This is a genomic window from Sphingomonas sp. GM_Shp_2, assembly GCF_026540875.1.
Taxonomy (GTDB): domain Bacteria; phylum Pseudomonadota; class Alphaproteobacteria; order Sphingomonadales; family Sphingomonadaceae; genus Sphingomonas; species Sphingomonas carotinifaciens.
In genome coordinates, this window is record NZ_JALNUQ010000019.1 from 19044 (window position 1) to 37702 (window position 18659).

15 protein-coding genes are annotated in these 18659 nt (G+C 67.2%); 9 read left to right on the plus strand and 6 right to left on the minus strand.

Annotated features, from left to right (window positions below; genetic code table 11):
• Positions 1-31 precede the first annotated feature (31 nt).
• Positions 32-1033 (plus strand): DNA topoisomerase IB, encoded by a 1002-nt coding sequence (locus OXR08_RS08790; RefSeq protein WP_267349339.1) that lies wholly within the window; start codon positions 32-34, stop codon positions 1031-1033.
• A gap of 12 nt (positions 1034-1045) precedes the next feature.
• Positions 1046-2206: a mechanosensitive ion channel family protein gene (locus OXR08_RS08795; protein ID WP_112382186.1), complete on the plus strand. Its 1161-nt coding sequence runs from the start codon at positions 1046-1048 to the stop codon at positions 2204-2206.
• Positions 2207-2427: 221 nt separating this feature from the next.
• Here the strand turns inward: OXR08_RS08795 and putA are convergent, their stop codons facing one another.
• Entirely contained in the window at positions 2428-5364 is a 2937-nt protein-coding gene (gene putA, locus OXR08_RS08800; protein WP_267349360.1) for a bifunctional proline dehydrogenase/L-glutamate gamma-semialdehyde dehydrogenase PutA, read from the minus strand.
• Between the two features lie 163 nt (positions 5365-5527).
• Here putA and OXR08_RS08805 point away from each other — a divergent pair, with 163 nt between their 5' ends.
• From OXR08_RS08805 to OXR08_RS08815, 3 genes are all read left to right on the plus strand, one after another.
• Positions 5528-5962, plus strand: a complete 435-nt coding sequence (locus tag OXR08_RS08805; RefSeq protein WP_267349340.1) for a MaoC family dehydratase — start codon at positions 5528-5530, stop codon at positions 5960-5962.
• A 25-nt stretch (positions 5963-5987) separates the two neighbouring features.
• Positions 5988-7163, plus strand: a complete 1176-nt coding sequence (locus tag OXR08_RS08810; RefSeq protein ID WP_267349341.1) for an acetyl-CoA C-acyltransferase — start codon at positions 5988-5990, stop codon at positions 7161-7163.
• A 351-nt stretch (positions 7164-7514) separates the two neighbouring features.
• Positions 7515-7997: a pyridoxamine 5'-phosphate oxidase family protein gene (locus OXR08_RS08815; protein ID WP_112382182.1), complete on the plus strand. Its 483-nt coding sequence runs from the start codon at positions 7515-7517 to the stop codon at positions 7995-7997.
• A gap of 46 nt (positions 7998-8043) precedes the next feature.
• On the opposite strand, the gene phaZ is transcribed toward OXR08_RS08815, so the two are convergent.
• On the minus strand, positions 8044-9261 hold the full coding sequence (phaZ, locus tag OXR08_RS08820; protein WP_267349342.1) for a polyhydroxyalkanoate depolymerase: 1218 nt from the start codon (positions 9259-9261) through the stop codon (positions 8044-8046).
• 222 nt (positions 9262-9483) lie between these two features.
• On the opposite strand from phaZ, the gene OXR08_RS08825 reads away from it, so the two are divergent.
• Together OXR08_RS08825 and dcd are read left to right on the plus strand one after the other, a co-directional pair.
• Positions 9484-11256 carry an ABC transporter transmembrane domain-containing protein gene (locus tag OXR08_RS08825; protein ID WP_267349343.1) on the plus strand — a complete coding sequence of 591 codons (1773 nt, stop codon included), beginning with the start codon at positions 9484-9486 and terminating at the stop codon, positions 11254-11256.
• Positions 11257-11328: 72 nt separating this feature from the next.
• The gene (gene dcd / locus OXR08_RS08830; protein ID WP_112382179.1) at positions 11329-11883 is read left to right on the plus strand and encodes a dCTP deaminase; all 555 of its coding nucleotides are present in this window, start codon (positions 11329-11331) and stop codon (positions 11881-11883) included.
• Between the two features lie 136 nt (positions 11884-12019).
• Here dcd and OXR08_RS08835 read toward each other — a convergent pair whose 3' ends face one another.
• A complete protein-coding gene (locus tag OXR08_RS08835; RefSeq protein WP_267349344.1) occupies positions 12020-12370 on the minus strand; it encodes a tetratricopeptide repeat protein in 351 nt (116 codons plus the stop codon).
• Between the two features lie 277 nt (positions 12371-12647).
• On the opposite strand from OXR08_RS08835, the gene OXR08_RS08840 reads away from it, so the two are divergent.
• The gene (locus OXR08_RS08840; protein ID WP_112382178.1) at positions 12648-13121 is read left to right on the plus strand and encodes a response regulator; all 474 of its coding nucleotides are present in this window, start codon (positions 12648-12650) and stop codon (positions 13119-13121) included.
• On the opposite strand, the gene OXR08_RS08845 is transcribed toward OXR08_RS08840, so the two are convergent.
• The 3 genes from OXR08_RS08845 to OXR08_RS08855 all read right to left on the minus strand — a co-directional run bounded on the left by OXR08_RS08845 (position 13055) and on the right by OXR08_RS08855 (position 17247).
• Entirely contained in the window at positions 13055-15070 is a 2016-nt protein-coding gene (locus OXR08_RS08845; RefSeq protein WP_267349345.1) for an EAL domain-containing protein, read from the minus strand. The two genes, OXR08_RS08840 and OXR08_RS08845, sit on opposite strands and share 67 nt — an antisense overlap.
• Positions 15071-15244: 174 nt before the next feature.
• Positions 15245-16390, minus strand: a complete 1146-nt coding sequence (locus tag OXR08_RS08850; protein ID WP_267349346.1) for a glycosyltransferase — start codon at positions 16388-16390, stop codon at positions 15245-15247.
• Positions 16387-17247, minus strand: coding sequence for an alpha/beta hydrolase (locus OXR08_RS08855; RefSeq protein WP_149682068.1), 861 nt, complete (start codon positions 17245-17247; stop codon positions 16387-16389). The genes OXR08_RS08850 and OXR08_RS08855 overlap by 4 nt, the downstream gene beginning before the upstream one ends.
• A 37-nt stretch (positions 17248-17284) precedes the next feature.
• Between OXR08_RS08855 and OXR08_RS08860 the strand changes: the two genes are divergently transcribed.
• Positions 17285-18646, plus strand: a complete 1362-nt coding sequence (locus OXR08_RS08860; RefSeq protein WP_267349347.1) for a protein adenylyltransferase SelO family protein — start codon at positions 17285-17287, stop codon at positions 18644-18646.
• The last annotated feature ends 13 nt before the right edge of the window (positions 18647-18659 follow it).

The following is an 18659-nucleotide window of genomic DNA, read 5'->3' on the forward strand; positions in this document are numbered from 1 at the left end:
GCATTTCCCAAGACCATCCGAGGGAGCAACGATGCCCACCAGACTCGTCTATTGCGATGACACCAAGCCCGGCATCACGCGCAAAAAGGTGCGTGGCGGCTGGGGCTATTGGAACGCGAAGGGCGAGCGCATCACCGACCGGGACGAGATCGACCGGCTGAACCGGATCGGCCTGCCCCCGGCCTATGTGAATGCCTGGTATTGCCCCCGGGCGAACGGCCACGTCCAGGCGGTCGGCTGGGACGAGAAGGGCCGCAAGCAATATCGCTACCACACCGACTTCCGCGAAGCGCAGGAAGCGGCGAAATACGAACGCTGCGCCGAATTCGGCCATGCGCTGCCGCGTTTGCGCAAACGGGTGGAGGCGGATCTGGCCTTGCGCGGGCTTTGCAAGGAGCGCGCCGTGGCCGCCGTCGTCCGGCTGCTCGACATCGCGCATATCCGCGTCGGGAACGAGGCCTATGCCGCCGCCAACAAGAGTTTCGGCGCGACCACGCTGCGCAAGCGCCATGGTCAGGTAAAGGGCCAGACGCTCAAGCTGCGCTATCAGGGCAAGTCGGGCAAGGTGCGCGACTGCCGCATCACCGATCGATCGCTCGCGCGTTTCGTCAAGAGCTGCCAGGATCTGGACGAACAGCATCTGTTCGCCTGGCTCGACGATGCGGGCGAGGCGCATCCGGTCACCTCCTCCGACGTGAACGCCTATATCAAGCAGGCGACGGGCGGCGATTTCACCGCCAAGCATTTCCGCACCTGGGCCGCCAGCGTCACCGCGTTCGAGGCGCTGGCCCGTGCCGAAAGCGACCTCAGTTTGAAGGCGCTGCTCGAACCCGTCGTCGCACGGCTCGGCAACACCCCCGCCATCGCACGCAAAAGCTATGTCCACCCTTCGCTGATCGCCCTGGTCAAGAAGGGTCAGTCCAGCTTTCGCCAGGCGCTGCGCCTTCCGCGCGCAAAGCGCCACCTCAGCCGAGAGGAATGCGGCCTGATCGCCTTCCTCGAACAGGGCACGCCGGCCTTAGCGGCCGCCTGACCGGGAAGATTGATGTCGAATAATTCCGCCGCTGCCAAAGAGCCCATTTTCGATACCACCAACGTCCCCCGCCAGATCGATCGCCTGATCGACGCCAGCACGCTTTGGGTGCAGACGCACTGGCTGCAGGTGCTGATCGCCTTTGGCATCGGCGCGGTCATCGTCATCGCGCTCCACGCCGCCCGCCGCCTGGGCAATCGCCTGTGCGCGCGCCCCGGCCTTGCTGCGGGCTGGGGCATCATCATCGGCCGTGCCGTGGTGCGGACCAACAACTTCTTCATCATCATGCTCGCGGCGCAACTGGTCGTCGGCTATGCCGGTGCGCCGCGCGAGGTCGCCAGCACCGTCGGCTTCCTGTTCACCGTCGCCGCCGTGTTCCAGGCCGCGATCTGGGCGCGCGAGCTGATCCTGGGCGCGATTGAACACCGCACCCAGTCCGAGCATTATTCGGGCGAGGCGCTGCTCTCCGCGATGGGCTTGATCCGCCTGCTCGTCACCTTTGCGCTGTTCGCGATCGCGCTCGTCGTCGTGCTCGACAATCTCGGGGTCAACGTCACCGGCCTGGTCGCCGGTCTCGGCGTCGGCGGCATCGCGATCGGTCTGGCCGCGCAGGGCATCTTTGCCGACCTGTTCGCCGCGCTCGCCATCATCTTCGACCGGCCGTTCCGCCGCGGCGACACGATCAGCTACGGCACGACCAGCGGCGTGATCGAATCGATCGGGCTGAAATCGACCCGCATCCGCGCCTTTACCGGCGAGCTGCGCGTCATCTCGAACCGCCAGCTTCTCGACAAGGAAATTCAGAACACCACGGTGCGCAACCACATCCGCATCGGCTTTACCATCGGCGTCACCTACGAAACCGCGCCCGAAACGCTGGAGCGCGTGCCCGCCCTGCTGCGCGAGATCGCCGAGGCCGAAGAGGTGACCGTCGCCCGCGCCGGGTTCGAGACGTTCGGTGCCAGCAGCCTCGACTATGCGCTCCAGTTCGACATCGCCGGCAATGACTGGCCGACCGCGCATGCCAAGCGCGACCGGATCATGGTGGCGATCATCCGCCGCTTCGCCGCAGAGAAGATCGGCATCGCCTATCCGACCCAGACCACCTACACCGCCGCACCCGACGGCACGCTGGTCATGCCCTACGCCCCTTCGCTCACCAAGGGGGCGTAAGGGCCGGGAAGGCAGGATCGACCGTCCCTACCCTCACGTCCGAAGGCGATTTCGATCTGCCTCCCATGCCGTTCGCCTCGAATAGGGATCGAGCTTGTCGAGAGCCCGTATCGAGAGGTACCCCCCCTCGAAGGTCTCTCGATACGCCGTCTCGACAAGCTCGCCGGCTACTCCAGACGAACGGATTCGGATCATCGCTCCCGACCTGATAGCTGGCGGGCTCAGATCCCTCCTTCGTCCAGCGACAACAGCGTCGCGTTGCCGCCGGCCGAGGTGGTGTCCACCGACACCGCCCGCTCCGCGCAGAAGCGATACAGGTAATGCGGCCCGCCCGCCTTCGGCCCGGTGCCGGACAGCCCCTCGCCGCCAAAGGGCTGCGACCCGACCACCGCGCCGATCATCGACCGGTTGACGTACAGATTGCCCACTTCCGCTTCCGCCTCGGCGACTTCCACGGCGCGCGCGATACGGCTGTGCAGGCCCATGGTCAGGCCATAGCCCTTGGCATTGACCCGCGCGATCGTCTCGCTCAGCGTCCCCGCCGCCCAGGTCGCGACGTGCAGGATCGGGCCGAACCATTCGCGGTCCAGATCCTCGATCCGGTCCAGCCGGACCAGCGTCGGCGGCACGAACAGGCCGTCCGCCGGCGCGTCCAGCGTCTTGATGACGCGCCCGCCCGCCTGCTGCCGATAGGCCATCAGCTTGTCATAGGCGGCGCGGTCGATCACCGGCCCGACATCGGTCGCCGGGTCGCCCGTCGGCCCCAGCTTCAGCGTCTCCATCGCACCCGTCAGCATCGCGATCACGCCGTCCGCCACTTCCTCCTGCACCAGCAGCAGGCGCAGCGCCGAACACCGCTGCCCCGCCGACCGGAAGGACGAGGTGACGACATCGGCGACCACCTGTTCGGGCAGAGCGGTCGAATCGACGATCATCGCGTTGATCCCGCCGGTTTCCGCGATCAGCGGCACGATCGGGCGGTCGTCATCGGCCACCAGCGTGCGGGCGATCCGCTTGGCGGTAGCGGTCGATCCGGTAAAGGCGACGCCCATCACCCGCGCATCCTCGGTCAGCGCCTGTCCGACCTCCGGTCCGCCCGTCACCAGCACCAGTGCGTCGGCCGGTACGCCGGCCCGGTGGGCAAGCGCGACCGCGGCCCGCGCGATCTCCGGCGTCTGCGGCGCGGGCTTGGCGACGACGGTATTGCCCGTCACCAGGGCCGCGACGGTCTGCCCCAGGAAGATCGCCAGCGGGAAATTCCACGGTGCCACCGTCGCCCATACGCCGCGCCCGTCCATGTGCAGCGTGTTGCGCTCGCCCGTCGGTCCGGGCAGCTCCACCGGCTGCAGCCGCGCCCGGGCTTCGCCGGCGTAATAGCGGCAGAAATCGGCGGCTTCGCGCACTTCCCCGATCGCGTCCGTAATCGTCTTGAACGCCTCCTGCACCAGGATCCCCATCAGCCGGTCGCGCTCCTCCTCCAGCAGATCGGCCAGCCGCTCCAGGATCGCCGCCCGCTCCGCCACCGGCCGCTTCGACCACTCTCCGAACGCCGCCTGAGCACGCGATATGGCGGCCTTGACGTCGGCGGTCTGCGTGTCGCCGGTCTCGCGCGCCACCGGCACATTGACGGCGGATCGAGTCCGCTCCAGCGTCGGAATGTCGCTCAGGTCGATGCCGCCCGAATTGCGATGCCCCGGCCTGAACAGGTCCACCGGCAGCGGGATCGACGGATGCCGCGCCCCGCCCACCGCCGCGATCTTCGCCACCGGGTCCGCCAGTATCTCCGCCTCGGTCAGCCGCGCATCGGCCAGCTGGTGCACGAAACTGGAGTTCGCCCCGTTCTCCAGCAGCCGCCGGACCAGATACGCCAGCAGGTCGCGGTGCCCTCCCACCGGCGCATAGATACGGCAATGATACCCCTGCTCCCGCACCAGCCGCTCGTACAGCCCATCGCCCATCCCATGCAGCCGCTGAAACTCGAAATCGCGGTGGTTGCCCGCCCATTCCAGGATGGTGGCGACAGTCAGCGCATTGTGGCTGGCAAAGGCCGGGCGGATATTCTCGGCCGCCAGCATGTCCTTGGCGACCGCCAGATAGGACACATCGGTCGCCGCCTTGCGCGTGAACAGCGGATAGTCCGCCAGTCCCTCGACCTGGGTGCGCTTGATCTCCGAATCCCAGTACGCGCCCTTGACCAGCCGCACGTTCATGATCCGGCCGAGGCTGTTCGCCCATTCGACCACCGGCCGCGCCCGCTTGCCATACGCCTGCACCGCCATGCCGAAGCCCTCCCAGCCGTTCAGGCTGGGCAGCCCTGCGACCGCGCCGATGATGTCGAGACTCATCTCCAGCCGCTCGGACTCCTCGGCATCCACCGTCAGCGCGATTCCATGCCCCGCCGCCTGCACCGCCAGCGCCTCCAGCATCTCCGTCAGCGCCGGCACGCACTCCGCCCGCCGCGCGACCTCATACCGCGGATGCAATGCCGACAGCTTCACCGACACCGAATGCCCCGCCGCCGGATCGCGGCCCACCGCGTCGATCGCCTGCACATAAGCCTGGAAGTAGCGCCGGGCGTCCTCGTGCGTCCGCGCCGCCTCGCCCAGCATGTCGAAGCTGGCGGTGAAACCCTTGTTCTCCGGCTTCTTCATCCGGCGCGTCGCCTCGTCGATGGTGCGGCCCATCACGAAGATCTCGCCCATCATCCGCATCGCGGCGCCCACGCCCTGGCGCACGAACGGCTCCCCCGCCCGCGCGATCAGGCGCTTGAGTGGTCCCGTCTCGCCCTCGCCGACCAGCGCACGGCCGACGACCAGCCCCCAGGTGGCGGAGTTGACGAGGCGCGACGCCGACTTGCCGGTATGCGCACGCCAGTCCGCATCACCCAGCTTGTCCGCGATCAGCAGGTCCGCCGTTTCCGGGTCCGGCACGCGCAGGAATGCCTCGGCCAGGCTGAGCAGCGCGACGCCCTCGGACGAGTTCAGCCGATATTCCTGCAGGAACTGGTTCACCCAGCCCCGGCTCTGCGCCGCGCGCAGGTCGGCGAGCAGGCCCGAGGCATGCCCCATGATCCGCTCCCGTGATTCCGGACTGGTCGCCGCGCGGTCCAGCAACGGTTTTAGAACATCGGGTTCGGCAGCGCGGTACAGCTTGGCCATGTCTTTGCGGGGGTTGGACGCGATGGCAGTCGTCATGTTCAAATATCCGGTCAGGCAAGGCTTGCCGAACGACCCGGCCAGCCCCTAGAAAAGCGATACAGCGCGCTTAGCGCCAAATTCGATGGAGGGGTACTCGCCTGTGACGACGATTACCGTTGCAGCCATGCGGGATCGCATCGGCACGGAAACCGTGTCCGACTGGATCACCGTCACGCAAGCGATGATCGATGGTTTCGCCGAGGCGACCGGCGATCGGCAATTCATCCATGTCGACCCGGCCCGCGCCGCGCAGACGCCGTTCGGCGGCACCATCGCGCATGGTTTCCTGACCCTGTCGCTGATGCCGCAGCTTGCCGAAAAGATCGCGGACGCCCCCGTCGTACAGGGCATGCGCATGGCGGTGAACTATGGCGGCAACTCCGTCCGCTTCGTCACGCCGGTGCGCTCCGGCGCGCGGGTACGCGGCCGCTTCCACCTCGCCGCCTTCGATGAGAAGCGACCGGGACAATATCAGCAGGTCACCGATTTTACCGTCGAAATCGAGGGTGCCGATACGCCCGCACTCGTCGCGCAGTGGATCACGCTGATCTATCTCTGACCAATTGGCAAAGGATTGTTCCCCGATGCGCTCTGCCGTCCTCGTTTCCACCGCCCGCACCCCGATCGGCCGCGCCTATCGCGGCGCGTTCAACGACCTGCCCTCGCCGACCCTGGCCGCCCATGCGATCAAGGCCGCGCTCGATCGCGCCCGCGTCGACGGCGCCGAGGTCGACGACGTGATCCTGGGTGCTGCGCTCCAGCAAGGTCATCAGGCGACCAACATCGCGCGCCAGTCGCTGCTCCGCGCCGGTTTGCCGACCAGCGTCGCGGGCATGTCGGTCGACCGGCAATGCGCCAGCGGCCTGATGGCGATCGCCACCGCCGCCAAGCAGATCGTCCATGACCGGATGGACGTGGTGATCGGCGGCGGCGTGGAAAGCGTCAGCCTGGTGCAGACGCCCAAGATGAACGTCGCGCCCGACCCGGAACTGAAGGCGATGCATCACGACATCTACATGCCGATGCTGCAAACCGCCGAGGTGGTCGCCAAACGCTATGGCATCACGCGCGAGCAGATGGACGAATATGGCCTGCGCTCGCAACAGCGCACCGCCGAGGCACAGGCGGCCGGCCGCTTCGATGCCGAGATCGTTCCCGTCACCGCGACGATGGCGATCATCGACAAGGAGACCAAGGCGATCAGCCACCGCGAGGTGACCCTCGCCAAAGATGAGGGCAATCGCCCGGAGACGACGGCGGAGGGTCTTGCCGCGCTCAAGGTCGTGCTGCCCGACGGCACGGTCACCGCCGGCAACGCCTCGCAACTGTCGGACGGCGCCTCGGCCAGCGTGCTGATGGAGGAAAAGGAGGCGGAGCGTCGCGGCCTTACCCCGCTCGGCCGCTATGTCGGCATGGCGGTCGCCGGCACCGAGCCGGACGAGATGGGCATCGGCCCGGTCTTCGCCGTTCCCAAGCTGCTCGACCGGTTCGGCCTGAAGATGGACGATATTGGCCTGTGGGAGTTGAACGAGGCGTTCGCGGTCCAGGTGCTGTATTGCCGCGACCGGCTCGGCATCCCCGATGATCGCCTGAACGTGAGCGGCGGCGCGATCGCGATCGGCCATCCTTATGGCATGTCGGGCGCCCGCATGACCGGCCACGCGCTGATCGAGGGCAAGCGCCGCGGCGTGAAGCATGTCGTCGTCACCATGTGCGTCGGTGGCGGCATGGGGGCGGCGGGATTGTTTGAAGTGTTGTGATCTTGAACGCCCAACGCCGCTACGATATATAGCGCCATTGGCACGTCATACTGCCTTTCTGCGAGCCCCGGTCGTTGCAGCGGCCGGGGCTCAAGCGTTTGGGGCTCGGGTTGCAGCCCAAGCCCCGCCCGTGTGCCTATCTGCGTGCGACTTCGATAATCTTCAGAACCAAAGTTCCGAAGGCGAAGAGCGTACCCAGAATGAGGCACAGATCGGCAAGTGTCATACAATGCCTTTCTGCGTCTGGCAGCAGGATTGCCGCCGCGGCAGATCATGGCTGTCGCGCTGCTTGCCCGCAACCATCCGGCCGCCCCCGTCGTTCTCCCGCCGAACACTAAAAGGAGACGATCGATGGCAGACCATGACAGCCCGCAGGAAATTGCCGCCAAGTTCATCGGCAAGCTGAAGGACAGCCCGTATGTGATGATCGGCCTGAACGACGGCCAGCACAGCGAACCGATGACCGCGCAGGTGGATGACGATCATCCCAACACGCTGTTCTTCTTTGCCGGCAAGGACAACCGCATTGCCAAGGGCGGTCAGGCCATGGCCCAGTTCGTCGGCAAGGGACATGACTTCTTCGCATGCCTGTCGGGCAAGGTCGGCCAGCATAACGACCGTGCTCTGATTGACAAGCTGTGGGACAAGCAGGTCGAAGCCTGGTTCCCGGGCGGCAAGGAAGATCCCAACCTTGCGCTACTGCGCTTCGATATCGACTCGGCGGAACTCTGGGAAACCGACGTATCCGTCTCCGGTCGCCTGAAGATGCTGTTCGGCGGCACGATCAGCGCGGAGGAATCGTCCAGCCACGCCAAGGTGAATTCGGTCGCCTGACCTTGGAAATGCGGGCGGCGGTCATCCGCCGCCCGCAGCCTTTTGATCACCCGTTGGCGGCGATCCATTCCTCGACCACCGGCGCAATGCGGTTGCGCCACTTCGACCCGTTGAAGATGCCGTAATGGCCGACATTCTCGGCCATCAGATACTTCTTCTTGTTGTCGGGCAGCGCCGTCGCCAGCGTCAACGCCGCCTTGGTCTGGCCCAGCCCGGAAATGTCGTCGCGTTCCCCCTCGATCGCCAGCAACGCGATGTCGGTGATCGCCGCCGGATCGACCAGACGACCGCGATGCGTCATCTCGCCCTTGGGCAACGCATGCGTCTGGAAAACCAGCTTCACCGTCTGCAGGTAGAATTCGGCGGTCATGTCGCACACCGCGCGATATTCGTCGTAGAAGTCCTTGGTCTGCTCCGCGCCCTGACCATCGCCCTGGACCAGATGCTTGAACATCTCCCAATGGCTGATCATGTGGTTGCCCAGGTTCATCGACATGAACCCGGCGAGTTGCAGAAAGCCCGGATAGACGCGGCGGCCGGCGCCCGGATAGGTCATCGGCACCGTGGCGATGGCGTTCTGTTCGAACCAGGCGTGCGGCCGCTCGGTCGCCAGCGTGTTGACGGCGGTCGGCGCCTCGCGCGTATCGACCGGGCCACCCATCATCGTCAGCGACTTCGGCCGGCATGGATGCCCATCCGCGCTCATCAGCGCCGCCGCGGCATAGCTGGGAACGGAGGGCTGGCACACCGCCAGCATGTGCGCGCCCGGCCCGATCGCCTCCAGGAAGGCGATCAGATAATCGATATAATCGTCCAGATCGAACCGCCCGGCGGACACCGGCACCAGCCGCGCATCGCGCCAGTCGGTGATATAAACCTCGCATGACGGCAGCATCCGCTCGACGGTGCCGCGCAACAGCGTCGCATAATGCCCCGACATCGGCGCCACGATCAGCAGCTTGGGGCTGTTCTCCACGCCCTCGCGCCGGAACCGCTTCAACTGCCCGAACGGCAGGCGCGTCACGATCTCCTCGGTCACCGCCACCTCGCGACCGTCGATCGTCGTGTGCGTCAACCCGAAGGCCGGCTTGCCGCGAGTCGCGGACGCATGGGCGAACACCTCCAGCGCCGATCCGATAATCGCACCGCCGCCGAAATAAGCGAAGGGATTGGCGGGGTTCTGCAACAGGCCGGCCCCGAAATTGGCCAGCGCGCTTGCACCCGCCATCATCGAACGGTGCATTTCATAGGCGTCGTACAGCATTCGCGATCCTCACTCCCCAAATGGGGTTAGGCCCTGTTTATCACGAAGTGGTCGCCGAATGATGACCAATATATGGCGTCTTCGTCATGTCGGGGCGTTTCGTTCCGCCATCGGATTGATCCCTCAACGCACGAACCCGCCCGTTCGATGCGCCGCCTGCACTGTGCCGATCGACCCGCCCCCCGTTGAGCGGCCTGCCCCACACTGCTAGGCGCTTGTCGCATGGCTCGTTCCGCCGCTACTCCGCCCCGCCGTCTCGGCAGCCTGTCGATGGTCTGGACCTTCGCCTCGCGCTACCCGCTGCAGATCGCGATCGCCGCGCTGTCGCTGCTCACCGCGGCGGCAGCGACGCTGTTCATCCCGCGCACCTTTCAGAAGGTGGTCGATAACGGTTTCGCGGGCGGTGCCGACAAGAGCGATGTCGCACCTTATTTTCAGGGGCTGCTGCTCGTCGTGCTGGTGCTGGCGGTGGCGACCGCGGTGCGCTTCTACTTCGTGTCGTGGCTGGGTGAGCGTACCGTTGCCGACATCCGCGCCGCCGTGCACCGCAACCTCCTGCGCCTCGCACCCCGCTATTTCGAGGAAAACCGTCCGTCGGAAATCGCCAGCCGGCTGACCGCCGATACCGCGATCATCGAACAGGTGGTCGGCTCCACCGTGTCGGTGGCACTGCGCAACATGGTGATCGGTGCGGGCGGCCTGATCTACCTGTTCGCGCTTGCCCCCAAGCTGGCGGCGGCGCTGCTGCTCAGCCTGCCGGTCATCATCCTGCCCATCGTCCTGCTCGGCAAGCGCGTGCGCAATTATTCGCGCGACAGCCAGGACCGGCTTGCCGATATCGGTGCGATCGCGGTGGAAACGCTGGGCGCGATGAAGGTGGTGCAGGCGTTCGGCCAGGAAGCCCGCGAGGCCGACCGGTTCGAGGGTGCGGTGTCGCGCGGCTTCGCGGCCTCGCGCCGTCGCTTTGCGCTGCGTGCGGTGATGACCGCGCTGGTCATCGGACTGATCTTCACCGGCATCACCCTGATCCTGTGGGATGCCGTCGCCGACGTCGCCACCGGCGATCTGTCGGGCGGCGCGCTGACCGCGTTCGTCATCACCGGGATCATCGTCACCGGCTCCTTCCAGGCGCTGACCGAGGTCTGGGGCGACCTGCTGCGCGCCGCCGGCGCCGCGCAGCGCCTGGCCGAACTTCTTGCCGAACAGCCCGAGATCGCCGCGCCCCCCGCCCCCGTCGTCCTGCCGATCACCACGATGGGCGCGCTTCGCTTCGAGGACGTCCGCTTCCATTACCCCACCCGCCCCGAGATCGCGGCGCTGAACGGCTTCTCGCTCGACATCCATCCCGGGGAAACCGTGGCGGTGGTCGGCCCCTCGGGCGCCGGCAAGTCGACGCTGTTCCAACTGGCCGAGCGCTTCTACGATCCCGATGCCGGGCGCGTGCTGATCGACGGCGTCGACCTGCGCGAAGCGGACCCGAATGCGATCCGCAACCGCATCGCGATGGTCCCGCAGGAAACGGTGATCTTCGGCGCCTCCGCCCGCGACAATCTGCGCTACGGTCACTGGGCCGCCACCGACGAGGAATTGTGGGCCGCGGCCGAGGTCGCCAACGCCGCGGATTTCCTGCGCGCCCTGCCGGAAGGGCTCGACACCTTTCTGGGCGAAGGCGGCGCCCGCCTGTCGGGTGGCCAGCGCCAGCGCCTCACCATCGCCCGCGCGCTGCTGCGCGATGCGCCCATCCTGCTGCTGGACGAGGCGACCAGCGCGCTCGACGCGGAAAGCGAACGCCTGGTGCAACAGGCGCTCGAACGGCTGATGGAGGGGCGCACCACCCTCGTCATCGCGCACCGCCTCGCCACGATCCGCCAGGCCCAGCGCATCATCGTGATGGACGGTGGCCGCATCGTCGAGGAGGGCCGCCATGCCCAGCTCATCACCGAGGGCGGCCTTTACGCCCGCCTCGCCAGCCTCCAGTTCCACGAAGCCGCCTGAGCGATCGCCCGGGCGCCCCTTGCCCCGCCCGCCCGAACCGGCGATGGAGCCACCCGAAAAAAGGGAATCGCCATGTCCATCCTGTCCGACCGCTGGATTCGCGAAACGGCGCTCGCCGATCGCATGATCGAACCCTTTGTGGAGGGGCAGCGCCGCGACGGCTGCATCAGCTACGGCCTGTCCTCCTACGGCTATGACGCGCGCGTCGCCGACGAATTCAAGATCTTCACCAATGTCGACAATGCCCTGGTCGATCCCAAGGACTTTGCCTCGAACAGCTTCGTCGATCGCAAGACGGACGTGTGCATCATCCCGCCCAACAGCTTCGCGCTGGCGCGCACCGTGGAATATTTCCGGGTGCCGCGCGACGTGCTGGTCATCTGCCTCGGCAAGTCGACCTATGCGCGCTGCGGCATCATCGTGAACGTCACCCCGCTTGAGCCCGGCTGGGAGGGACATGTGACGCTGGAATTTTCCAACACCACGCCGCTTCCCGCCAAGATCTATGCGAACGAAGGCGCGTGCCAGTTCCTCTTCCTGAAGGGGAACGAGCCCTGCGAGGTCAGCTATGCCGACCGCATGGGTAAATATATGGGCCAGCGCGGCGTGACCCTGCCCAAACTGTAAGGACCCGCATCACAGGGGCCTTCCCCGATCCCGCGGGATCATGACGCATGAAGGGCGCCGCTTCCCGCGGACAAGGCGGAGAAACGGCCCCCCTGTCACCGGACGGACGCCCGCCCCCGGAACGCCCGGCGGCGTGTCAGCGCGAGGCCATCGTCGGCGCGAGCCGGTTCAAACCGGCCTGCGCCACGGCATGCGACGACACCACCGCGCCCGAGGGCATGTCCATCGGCACCACGTCGCGGCGCAGCACGTCGCTGTACAGCGACCGCGCCTCACTGGCCCGGTTCGTCGCGGCATAGATCGCCGCCAGGTTCAACATCAGTTCGGGACGATCGGGAAAGATGCGGCGTTCGGCCTGCAACGTCCGCTCGGCGCCCGAAAGGTCGCCCGCCGCGATCTGCACATAGCCCGTCCGCTCACCGGCCAATACCGGCACTGCCATCGTCATCCCCGCCACGATCATCGCCACCCGCGCCACTGCACGCATCGCAACCTCCTATGTTTCACTTTTATGACGCGAGAGTGTCACTTTCGTGACGGCGATGCAAGCACCTATGTCCGGTTCGGCCACGCTTCGTCGCACGCTGCAACGGCCGCAGATTTTGCCGTTCCAATCCAATGTTTTGATCCAGATCAGCATCGGATCGGTATGCTGTTTGTACGATACCGGACCTTTGCTCGGCTGGCCGCGTTACCGGTTCGGACTATACCCACAATGAGGGTTAACGCCGGAACGGCAGCGGCCGGGCTCCGTTCGTTCCCGCATGACTACACGTCCCATGATCCTGGTCGTCGAGGACCAGCCTCTCCTGCTCCTGCACTGTCGCCTGGCGTTCGAGGATGCAGGGTATGACGTCATCCAGGCGGACGACGCGGATACCGCGCTGGAGGCGCTGTCACGTCATCCCGGAATTCGCACGGTGTTCACCGACATCGCGATGCCGGGATCGCTCAACGGCCTCGATCTCGCGGCGCTGATCCAGGCGCGCTGGCCCGACATTTCGGTGCTGGTCACCTCCGGCGCGGTTTCACCCCCGCTCAGCACTATTCCGCCGGGCGTCCGGTTCCTGCCGAAGCCCTATACGGTGCGCCAGCTCATCGACGCGCTGGCCTCGCCGCCGCCCCGCGCCCCGGCGCAGGCGGCCGGCCCCGTTCATGACTGCACCGGCTCTCAGCCGGCCGCCGTCACCGCCACCGCCCCCGTCAGCTTGGCAGGTGCGCCGACCAGATACCCCTGAACCTGCGCGCACCCTTCGGCGCGCAGCATCCGCATCTGTTCTTCGGTTTCCACGCCCTCGGCCACCACCAGCATGTCCAGGCTGCGCCCCAGCCCGATGGTGGCGCGCACGATGGAGCGCGAGGCCCGGTCGTCGCGCATATTGGCGACGAAACTGCGGTCGATCTTGATCTTGTTGAAGCCGAACTGTTGCAGGCTGCTGAGCGACGAGCAGCCGGTGCCGAAATCGTCCATGACGACGCCCACCCCGGCGGATTGCAACGCCCGCAGGTTGGCGACCACCACCTCGCGCTCGTCGATCACCACGCCCTCGGTCACTTCCACCTCGATCCGGTGCGCCGCGATCCGGTAGGCGCGTGCGAGACCGAGCAGCCGCGCCGCCAGCGCCGGGTCGCGCAACTGTTCGGGCGACAGGTTCACCGCGATCCCCTGCGTCGCCGGCCATCCGGATGCGACCGCCAGCGCTTCTTCCAGGATCCAGTCGCCGATCTCGCCCATCAGGCCGTTTTCCTCGGCGACCGGCACGAACACCGCGGGTGACACCGCGCCCAGCGCCGGATGCGTCCACCGCGCCAGCGCCTCGTATCCGACGATCGCCCCCGTGGCGCAATTGGCGATCGGCTGGAACACGACATGCATCTGGCCGCGGTTCAGCGCATCGCGCAGTTCATGCGCCATCCAGCGCCGCTGCCGCCGTTCCTCGTCCATGCCGCCATCGTAAAGCCTTGCACGGTTCCGCCCGTCCGCCTTGGCCCGGTACAGCGCGATATCGGCGCAACTGTATAGTTCGTCGCCCTGCGTAGCATGCAGCGGCGCCAGCGCGACGCCGATGCTGAACCGTGCGCTCGGCTCGGCGGTTTCGCCGGCCGCCAGCGCGAAGATGCGATCGACCAGCGCGGCGGCATCGATCGCGCCGCCCGGCAGCGGGTGGATGATCGCGAACTCGTCGCCCCCCATGCGCGCCACCGTGTCGGCCGAGCTCGACGCCGCGATCAGCACCGCCGCCATCCGCCGCAGCACGGCATCGCCCGCGGCATGGCCCAGCGTGTCGTTCACGCCCTTGAACCCGTCCAGATCGATCGCCAGCAAGGCGCACGGCGCGCCGCCCGCCAGCGTCCGCGCCAGCCGCTCCTCGAATAACAGCCGGTTCGCCAGCCCGGTCAGCGGGTCGTGATGCGCCAGGAACTCCACCTGCGCTTCGATCCGCCGCCGTTCCTCCATGGCGCGTCCCATGGTGACGAGGCCACGCGCCAGCATGCCCAGCTCGTCCTGACGATCGACGCCGGCCACCTGGTCGATCTGCTGCCCCGCGCTCAGCCGGCGAAGACTGCCGGCGAAGTGCACGATCGGCACCATCACCCGCCGCCGCAGCCAGACCGCCAGGCCGATGGTGAACAACAGCGCGACCAACGCGGCGAACGCCGTGCTGATCACGCCGCGCCGCCCCAGCCACAGCGACTGCGCAGTCGCCTGCTGCAACGCTTCGACCAGGCTCTGTCGGGTGGCGGTGCGACTGCTCTCCAGCGTCTTCAGGGCATCCAGAAAGGCCGGCATCCCCGCCTTGACCGATGCACCGTCGCGTTCGGCGGCATCCAGCAATGCCGTCGCCTGCATGCCGAAGGCGCGCGCACCGGCACGGGTCCGGGCGATGCCGTCGCGCACGGCCGCCGGGCTTTCCGGCATCGCCGCCACCGCGGACAGGGCGTCGCCCGACGCAAAACGCCCGGCATCGTCGCGCAGTGCCTGCAAACGCTCCGGGTCCACCGCCTCGCCGCGCTCCACCGCACGGGTCGCATCGCCGATCGCCAGACGCAGACGGCGCAACTCGGCATCCGCGGCGTCCTGCTCGCGAACCAGCTGGGCAAGCGAATCGATCCGCTGATCGGCCCGCAACACCTGAAGCTCGGTCGACAGTCCCATTCCCAGGATGCCGAAGAACAACAGCAGCAAACCGATGCAGGTCAGGGAAACTCGGGTCCCAAGAGACGGAAGGTACGAGCCGGACTGCATGTCACGCCGGACTATAGCGAAAAGATTAGGATTGATTAAAAATGATATGCATCGACGCGGCGAAAGGGTTCAAATTGCTCCAAAACCGCAGCAATAATCCTTTTTTGCCGCGCCTCATCTCCGCGGCATCAGTGCGCCGGGCCGCCCCAATGCTTCTTCGTACAGGGCGGCATAGCGCGCGATCATCACGCTTTCGTCGAACTCCGCCCGCGCCTTGGCCTGATTGGCCGCGCCGACCGTGCGGCGCAGGTCCGCATCGCGCATCAACGCCTGAATGGCATCGCGCAGCCGCACCTCACCGCCATGTTCGGTGATGAACGGCCGGTTCTCCTCCGCCACCATCAGCGGCACGTCGCCCACCGGCGGGCTCGCGATCGGCAGGCCCGCCGCCATCGCCTCCACCACCGAAATCGGGAACTGCTCGCTGCGCGACGACAGCGCCAACAGGTCGAAGTGCCGGATGAAGCGCCATGGCCGGTCGATGAACCCGGGCATCAGCAACCGGTCGCCGATCCCCATCGCCAGCGCCGCCTGCGCGATCCGCGCCCGCTCCGGCCCTTCGCCGACGATCACCAGCCGGAACCGGCCCGATACCCCGCCCATCGCGCGCACCAGCGCGGTCAGGTCCTTCACGTCGCGCAAGCCCGCCAGCGCACCGACGACGACCTCCCTGGGATCGCGCACGAACCCCGGAATGGCATCGGCTTCGGGCTCGCGGGCATAGGCCATGGTGGCGATGCCGTTATGGATACGCCGCACCCGCTCGCGCGGCTGTTTCCAGGTCTGGAGCGCAATTGCCTCCAGCGCCTGCGACGGCACCACCAGCGCCCGTACCGCGCCCAGCGCCATGCGGCGGTACAGGTTGCGCTCCACCTTCAGCCCGCCCGCCTCGTCGGCGTTAAACCCGTCCTCGTGATGGATGATCGGCGGCATGCCCTTGGCAAAGACGCGGGCCGCCATCGGCCCGTCGATCGCGCCCCAATTGTAACTCAGCACCAGGTCAAACCGGCGCATATAGGCGGCGATCGCCTCGTATCGCCGGACCGAAGGCTTGCCGGTCAGCGGCGGCGCGTCCTGCGCGATCTCGTACCGGATGCCCTTGGCGATGGCGTCGCGCGCGTCCAGTTCGCCGGGCACACCCGACACGATCACATGCCGCGCGGCATCGCCGAACGCGTTCATCAGGCGCACCGCGCGCGCCTCTTTGCCGCCCAGCGAGAAGGCGGAATGCAGGTGCAGGATGCGAACGGGGTTCGTCATGCCGCCACCCGCGCAAGCAGGCGTTCGATCGCGGCGACCGCGGGCGGCTCGGTCAGCGTCGGCGCATGCCCCACCTCCGGCACGGTCACCAGTTCCGCATCGGGCAGCGCGGCCGCCATCCGCTCCGCCACCCCGGCCGACAATATGTCCGACCGGCCGCCGCGTACCACCAGCACCGGCACCCCCGCCAGCGCCGCCAGCGCTTGCCACATGTCCGGCCCCGCCTCCGCCCCCGGCACCCGAAACGGCTCGGCGATCTTCAGGTCATAGTCCAGCACGATCCGCCCCGATCCGGTCAGCCGGTACAGCCGCTTGGCCATGCCCAGCCAGTCGGAGATGTCCCAGCCGGGATAGCTGTCGCCGTGATTCTCCGCCACGCACCGCGCGGCGTGCATCCAGGTCGGGAAGCTCGATGCGCGGCCGACATAGCCGCGGATGCGCGCCAGCCCCGCCGCCTCGATTTCCGGCCCGATATCGTTCAGCACCGCGCCGGCGATCCGCCCCCGCTCCGGCCCTGCCATCAGCATCGTCACGATACCGCCGAGCGAAGTCCCGATCGCCACGAACCGCCCGATCCCCGCCTCGGCCAACAACGCCTCGATATCCTGCACATAGGTCAGCGGCACATAGGACATCGGATCCTTGGCATAGGCACTTTCGCCGCGCCCGCGCATGTCGACCGCGATGACCCGGCGACGTCCGGCGAAACGCTGCGCCACTCCCTCGAAATCGCGCGCGTTGCGGGTCAGGCCGGGCAGGCAGATCAGCGGCGGCAGCGCCGGATCGCCCGGATAGTCGCGCGCATGCAGGCGCAGGCCATCGTTCGACCACCAGTATAAATTCTCATACGCCGTCATGCTTGCACCCCGCGCTTAGGCGTCACCATATCGCGGCATGCCCGTTTCCCCGCAAGCATATCGCCCCGAAACCGCAATCCTGACGCTCGGTCCTGCCTTTTACGATCCCGTGGAGGCTGCGAACTTTCCTCAAACGATCCTGCGCTTCCGCAACGACCGTGCCGCCGCTGAGGTCGGACTGGACGGGCTGGACGATGCCGAATGGATCGCCCATTTCGGCCGCTTCGCGCCCCTGACCGGCACACTGCCGCAACCGCTGGCGCTGCGCTACCACGGTCATCAGTTCCGCTCCTACAATCCCGATATCGGCGATGGTCGCGGCTTCACCTTTGCGCAGATGCGCGACGACCGGGGCCGCCTGATCGATCTCGGCACCAAGGGTTCGGGCCAGACGCCCTATAGCCGCTTCGGCGACGGTCGCCTGACGCTGAAGGGCGGCGTCCGGGAAATCCTCGCGACCGAAATGCTGGAAGCGTTGAACGTGCCCACCTCGCGCACCCTGTCGCTGATCGAGACGGGCGAGGCGCTGGAACGTGGCGACGAGCCTTCGCCCACCCGCGGCGCCGTCCTTGTCCGGCAAAGCCACAGCCATGTCCGCATCGGCACCTTCCAGCGCCTTGCCTATGAACGCGACGAGGACGCGATGCGCCGCCTCGTCCGCTATGTGCTGACCAACCTCTACGGCGAGGATGGCGACGATCCCGTCCGCCTGCTCACGCTGGTGGTGGAGCGTACCGCCACGCTGGCGTCGCGCTACATGGCGGCGGGTTTCGTCCACGGCGTGCTCAATTCGGACAATATCAACGTCACCGGCGAGAGTTTCGATTACGGCCCGTGGCGCTTCGCGCCCACCTGGGACCCGCAGTTCACCGCCGCCTATTTCGACCATGCCGGCCTCTACGCCTTTGCCCGCCAGCCCGAGGCGATCCACTGGGACGTGATGCAACTGGCCGCCTCGCTCCGCCTGATTGCCGAAAGCGATCCGCTGATCGCCGCGTTGCAGGGCTTTGCCGAGCGCTATCAGGTCGCCATCCGCGAGGCCTTGCTCTGGCGCCTCGGCGTCCGCTCCCGCGGCGAGACCGAGGACCGCACGCTGGTCCAGACCCTGGAGCGCACCCTGCGCGCCACCGATGCGGGCATCGACCGCGTCTTCTTCGACGCGTTCGGCGGCCCGCTTCCCGACGCCTACGACGACGCATGGAACGACCTGCGCGCCGCCCTCCGGGGCTACACCCCCCGCAAACCCCGCACCCACCCCTATTGGCACCGTGAAGCACCCTGTTCGATGCTGATCGACGAGGTGGAGGCGATCTGGGCGCCGATCGACGCGGCGGACGACTGGAGCGCGCTGAATGCGAAGATCGCGGCGATCCGCGTGATGGGGGAGGCGCTCGCCTGAGCCGCCCGGCGCC

What these genes read in the sequence shown, in the direction of transcription:
- phaZ (WP_267349342.1), bottom strand. Translation starts at nt 9,261, where the DNA reads ATGCTGTACGACGCCTATGAAATGCACCGTTCGATGATGGCGGGTGCA.
- OXR08_RS08795 (WP_112382186.1), top strand. Translation starts at nt 1,046, where the DNA reads ATGTCGAATAATTCCGCCGCTGCCAAAGAGCCCATTTTCGATACCACC.
- OXR08_RS08790 (WP_267349339.1), top strand. Translation starts at nt 32, where the DNA reads ATGCCCACCAGACTCGTCTATTGCGATGACACCAAGCCCGGCATCACG.
- OXR08_RS08810 (WP_267349341.1), top strand. Translation starts at nt 5,988, where the DNA reads ATGCGCTCTGCCGTCCTCGTTTCCACCGCCCGCACCCCGATCGGCCGC.
- OXR08_RS08835 (WP_267349344.1), bottom strand. Translation starts at nt 12,370, where the DNA reads ATGCGTGCAGTGGCGCGGGTGGCGATGATCGTGGCGGGGATGACGATG.
- OXR08_RS08815 (WP_112382182.1), top strand. Translation starts at nt 7,515, where the DNA reads ATGGCAGACCATGACAGCCCGCAGGAAATTGCCGCCAAGTTCATCGGC.
- dcd (WP_112382179.1), top strand. Translation starts at nt 11,329, where the DNA reads ATGTCCATCCTGTCCGACCGCTGGATTCGCGAAACGGCGCTCGCCGAT.
- OXR08_RS08805 (WP_267349340.1), top strand. Translation starts at nt 5,528, where the DNA reads ATGCGGGATCGCATCGGCACGGAAACCGTGTCCGACTGGATCACCGTC.
- OXR08_RS08860 (WP_267349347.1), top strand. Translation starts at nt 17,285, where the DNA reads ATGCCCGTTTCCCCGCAAGCATATCGCCCCGAAACCGCAATCCTGACG.
- OXR08_RS08850 (WP_267349346.1), bottom strand. Translation starts at nt 16,390, where the DNA reads ATGACGAACCCCGTTCGCATCCTGCACCTGCATTCCGCCTTCTCGCTG.
- OXR08_RS08855 (WP_149682068.1), bottom strand. Translation starts at nt 17,247, where the DNA reads ATGACGGCGTATGAGAATTTATACTGGTGGTCGAACGATGGCCTGCGC.
- putA (WP_267349360.1), bottom strand. Translation starts at nt 5,364, where the DNA reads ATGGCCAAGCTGTACCGCGCTGCCGAACCCGATGTTCTAAAACCGTTG.
- OXR08_RS08825 (WP_267349343.1), top strand. Translation starts at nt 9,484, where the DNA reads ATGGCTCGTTCCGCCGCTACTCCGCCCCGCCGTCTCGGCAGCCTGTCG.
- OXR08_RS08840 (WP_112382178.1), top strand. Translation starts at nt 12,648, where the DNA reads ATGACTACACGTCCCATGATCCTGGTCGTCGAGGACCAGCCTCTCCTG.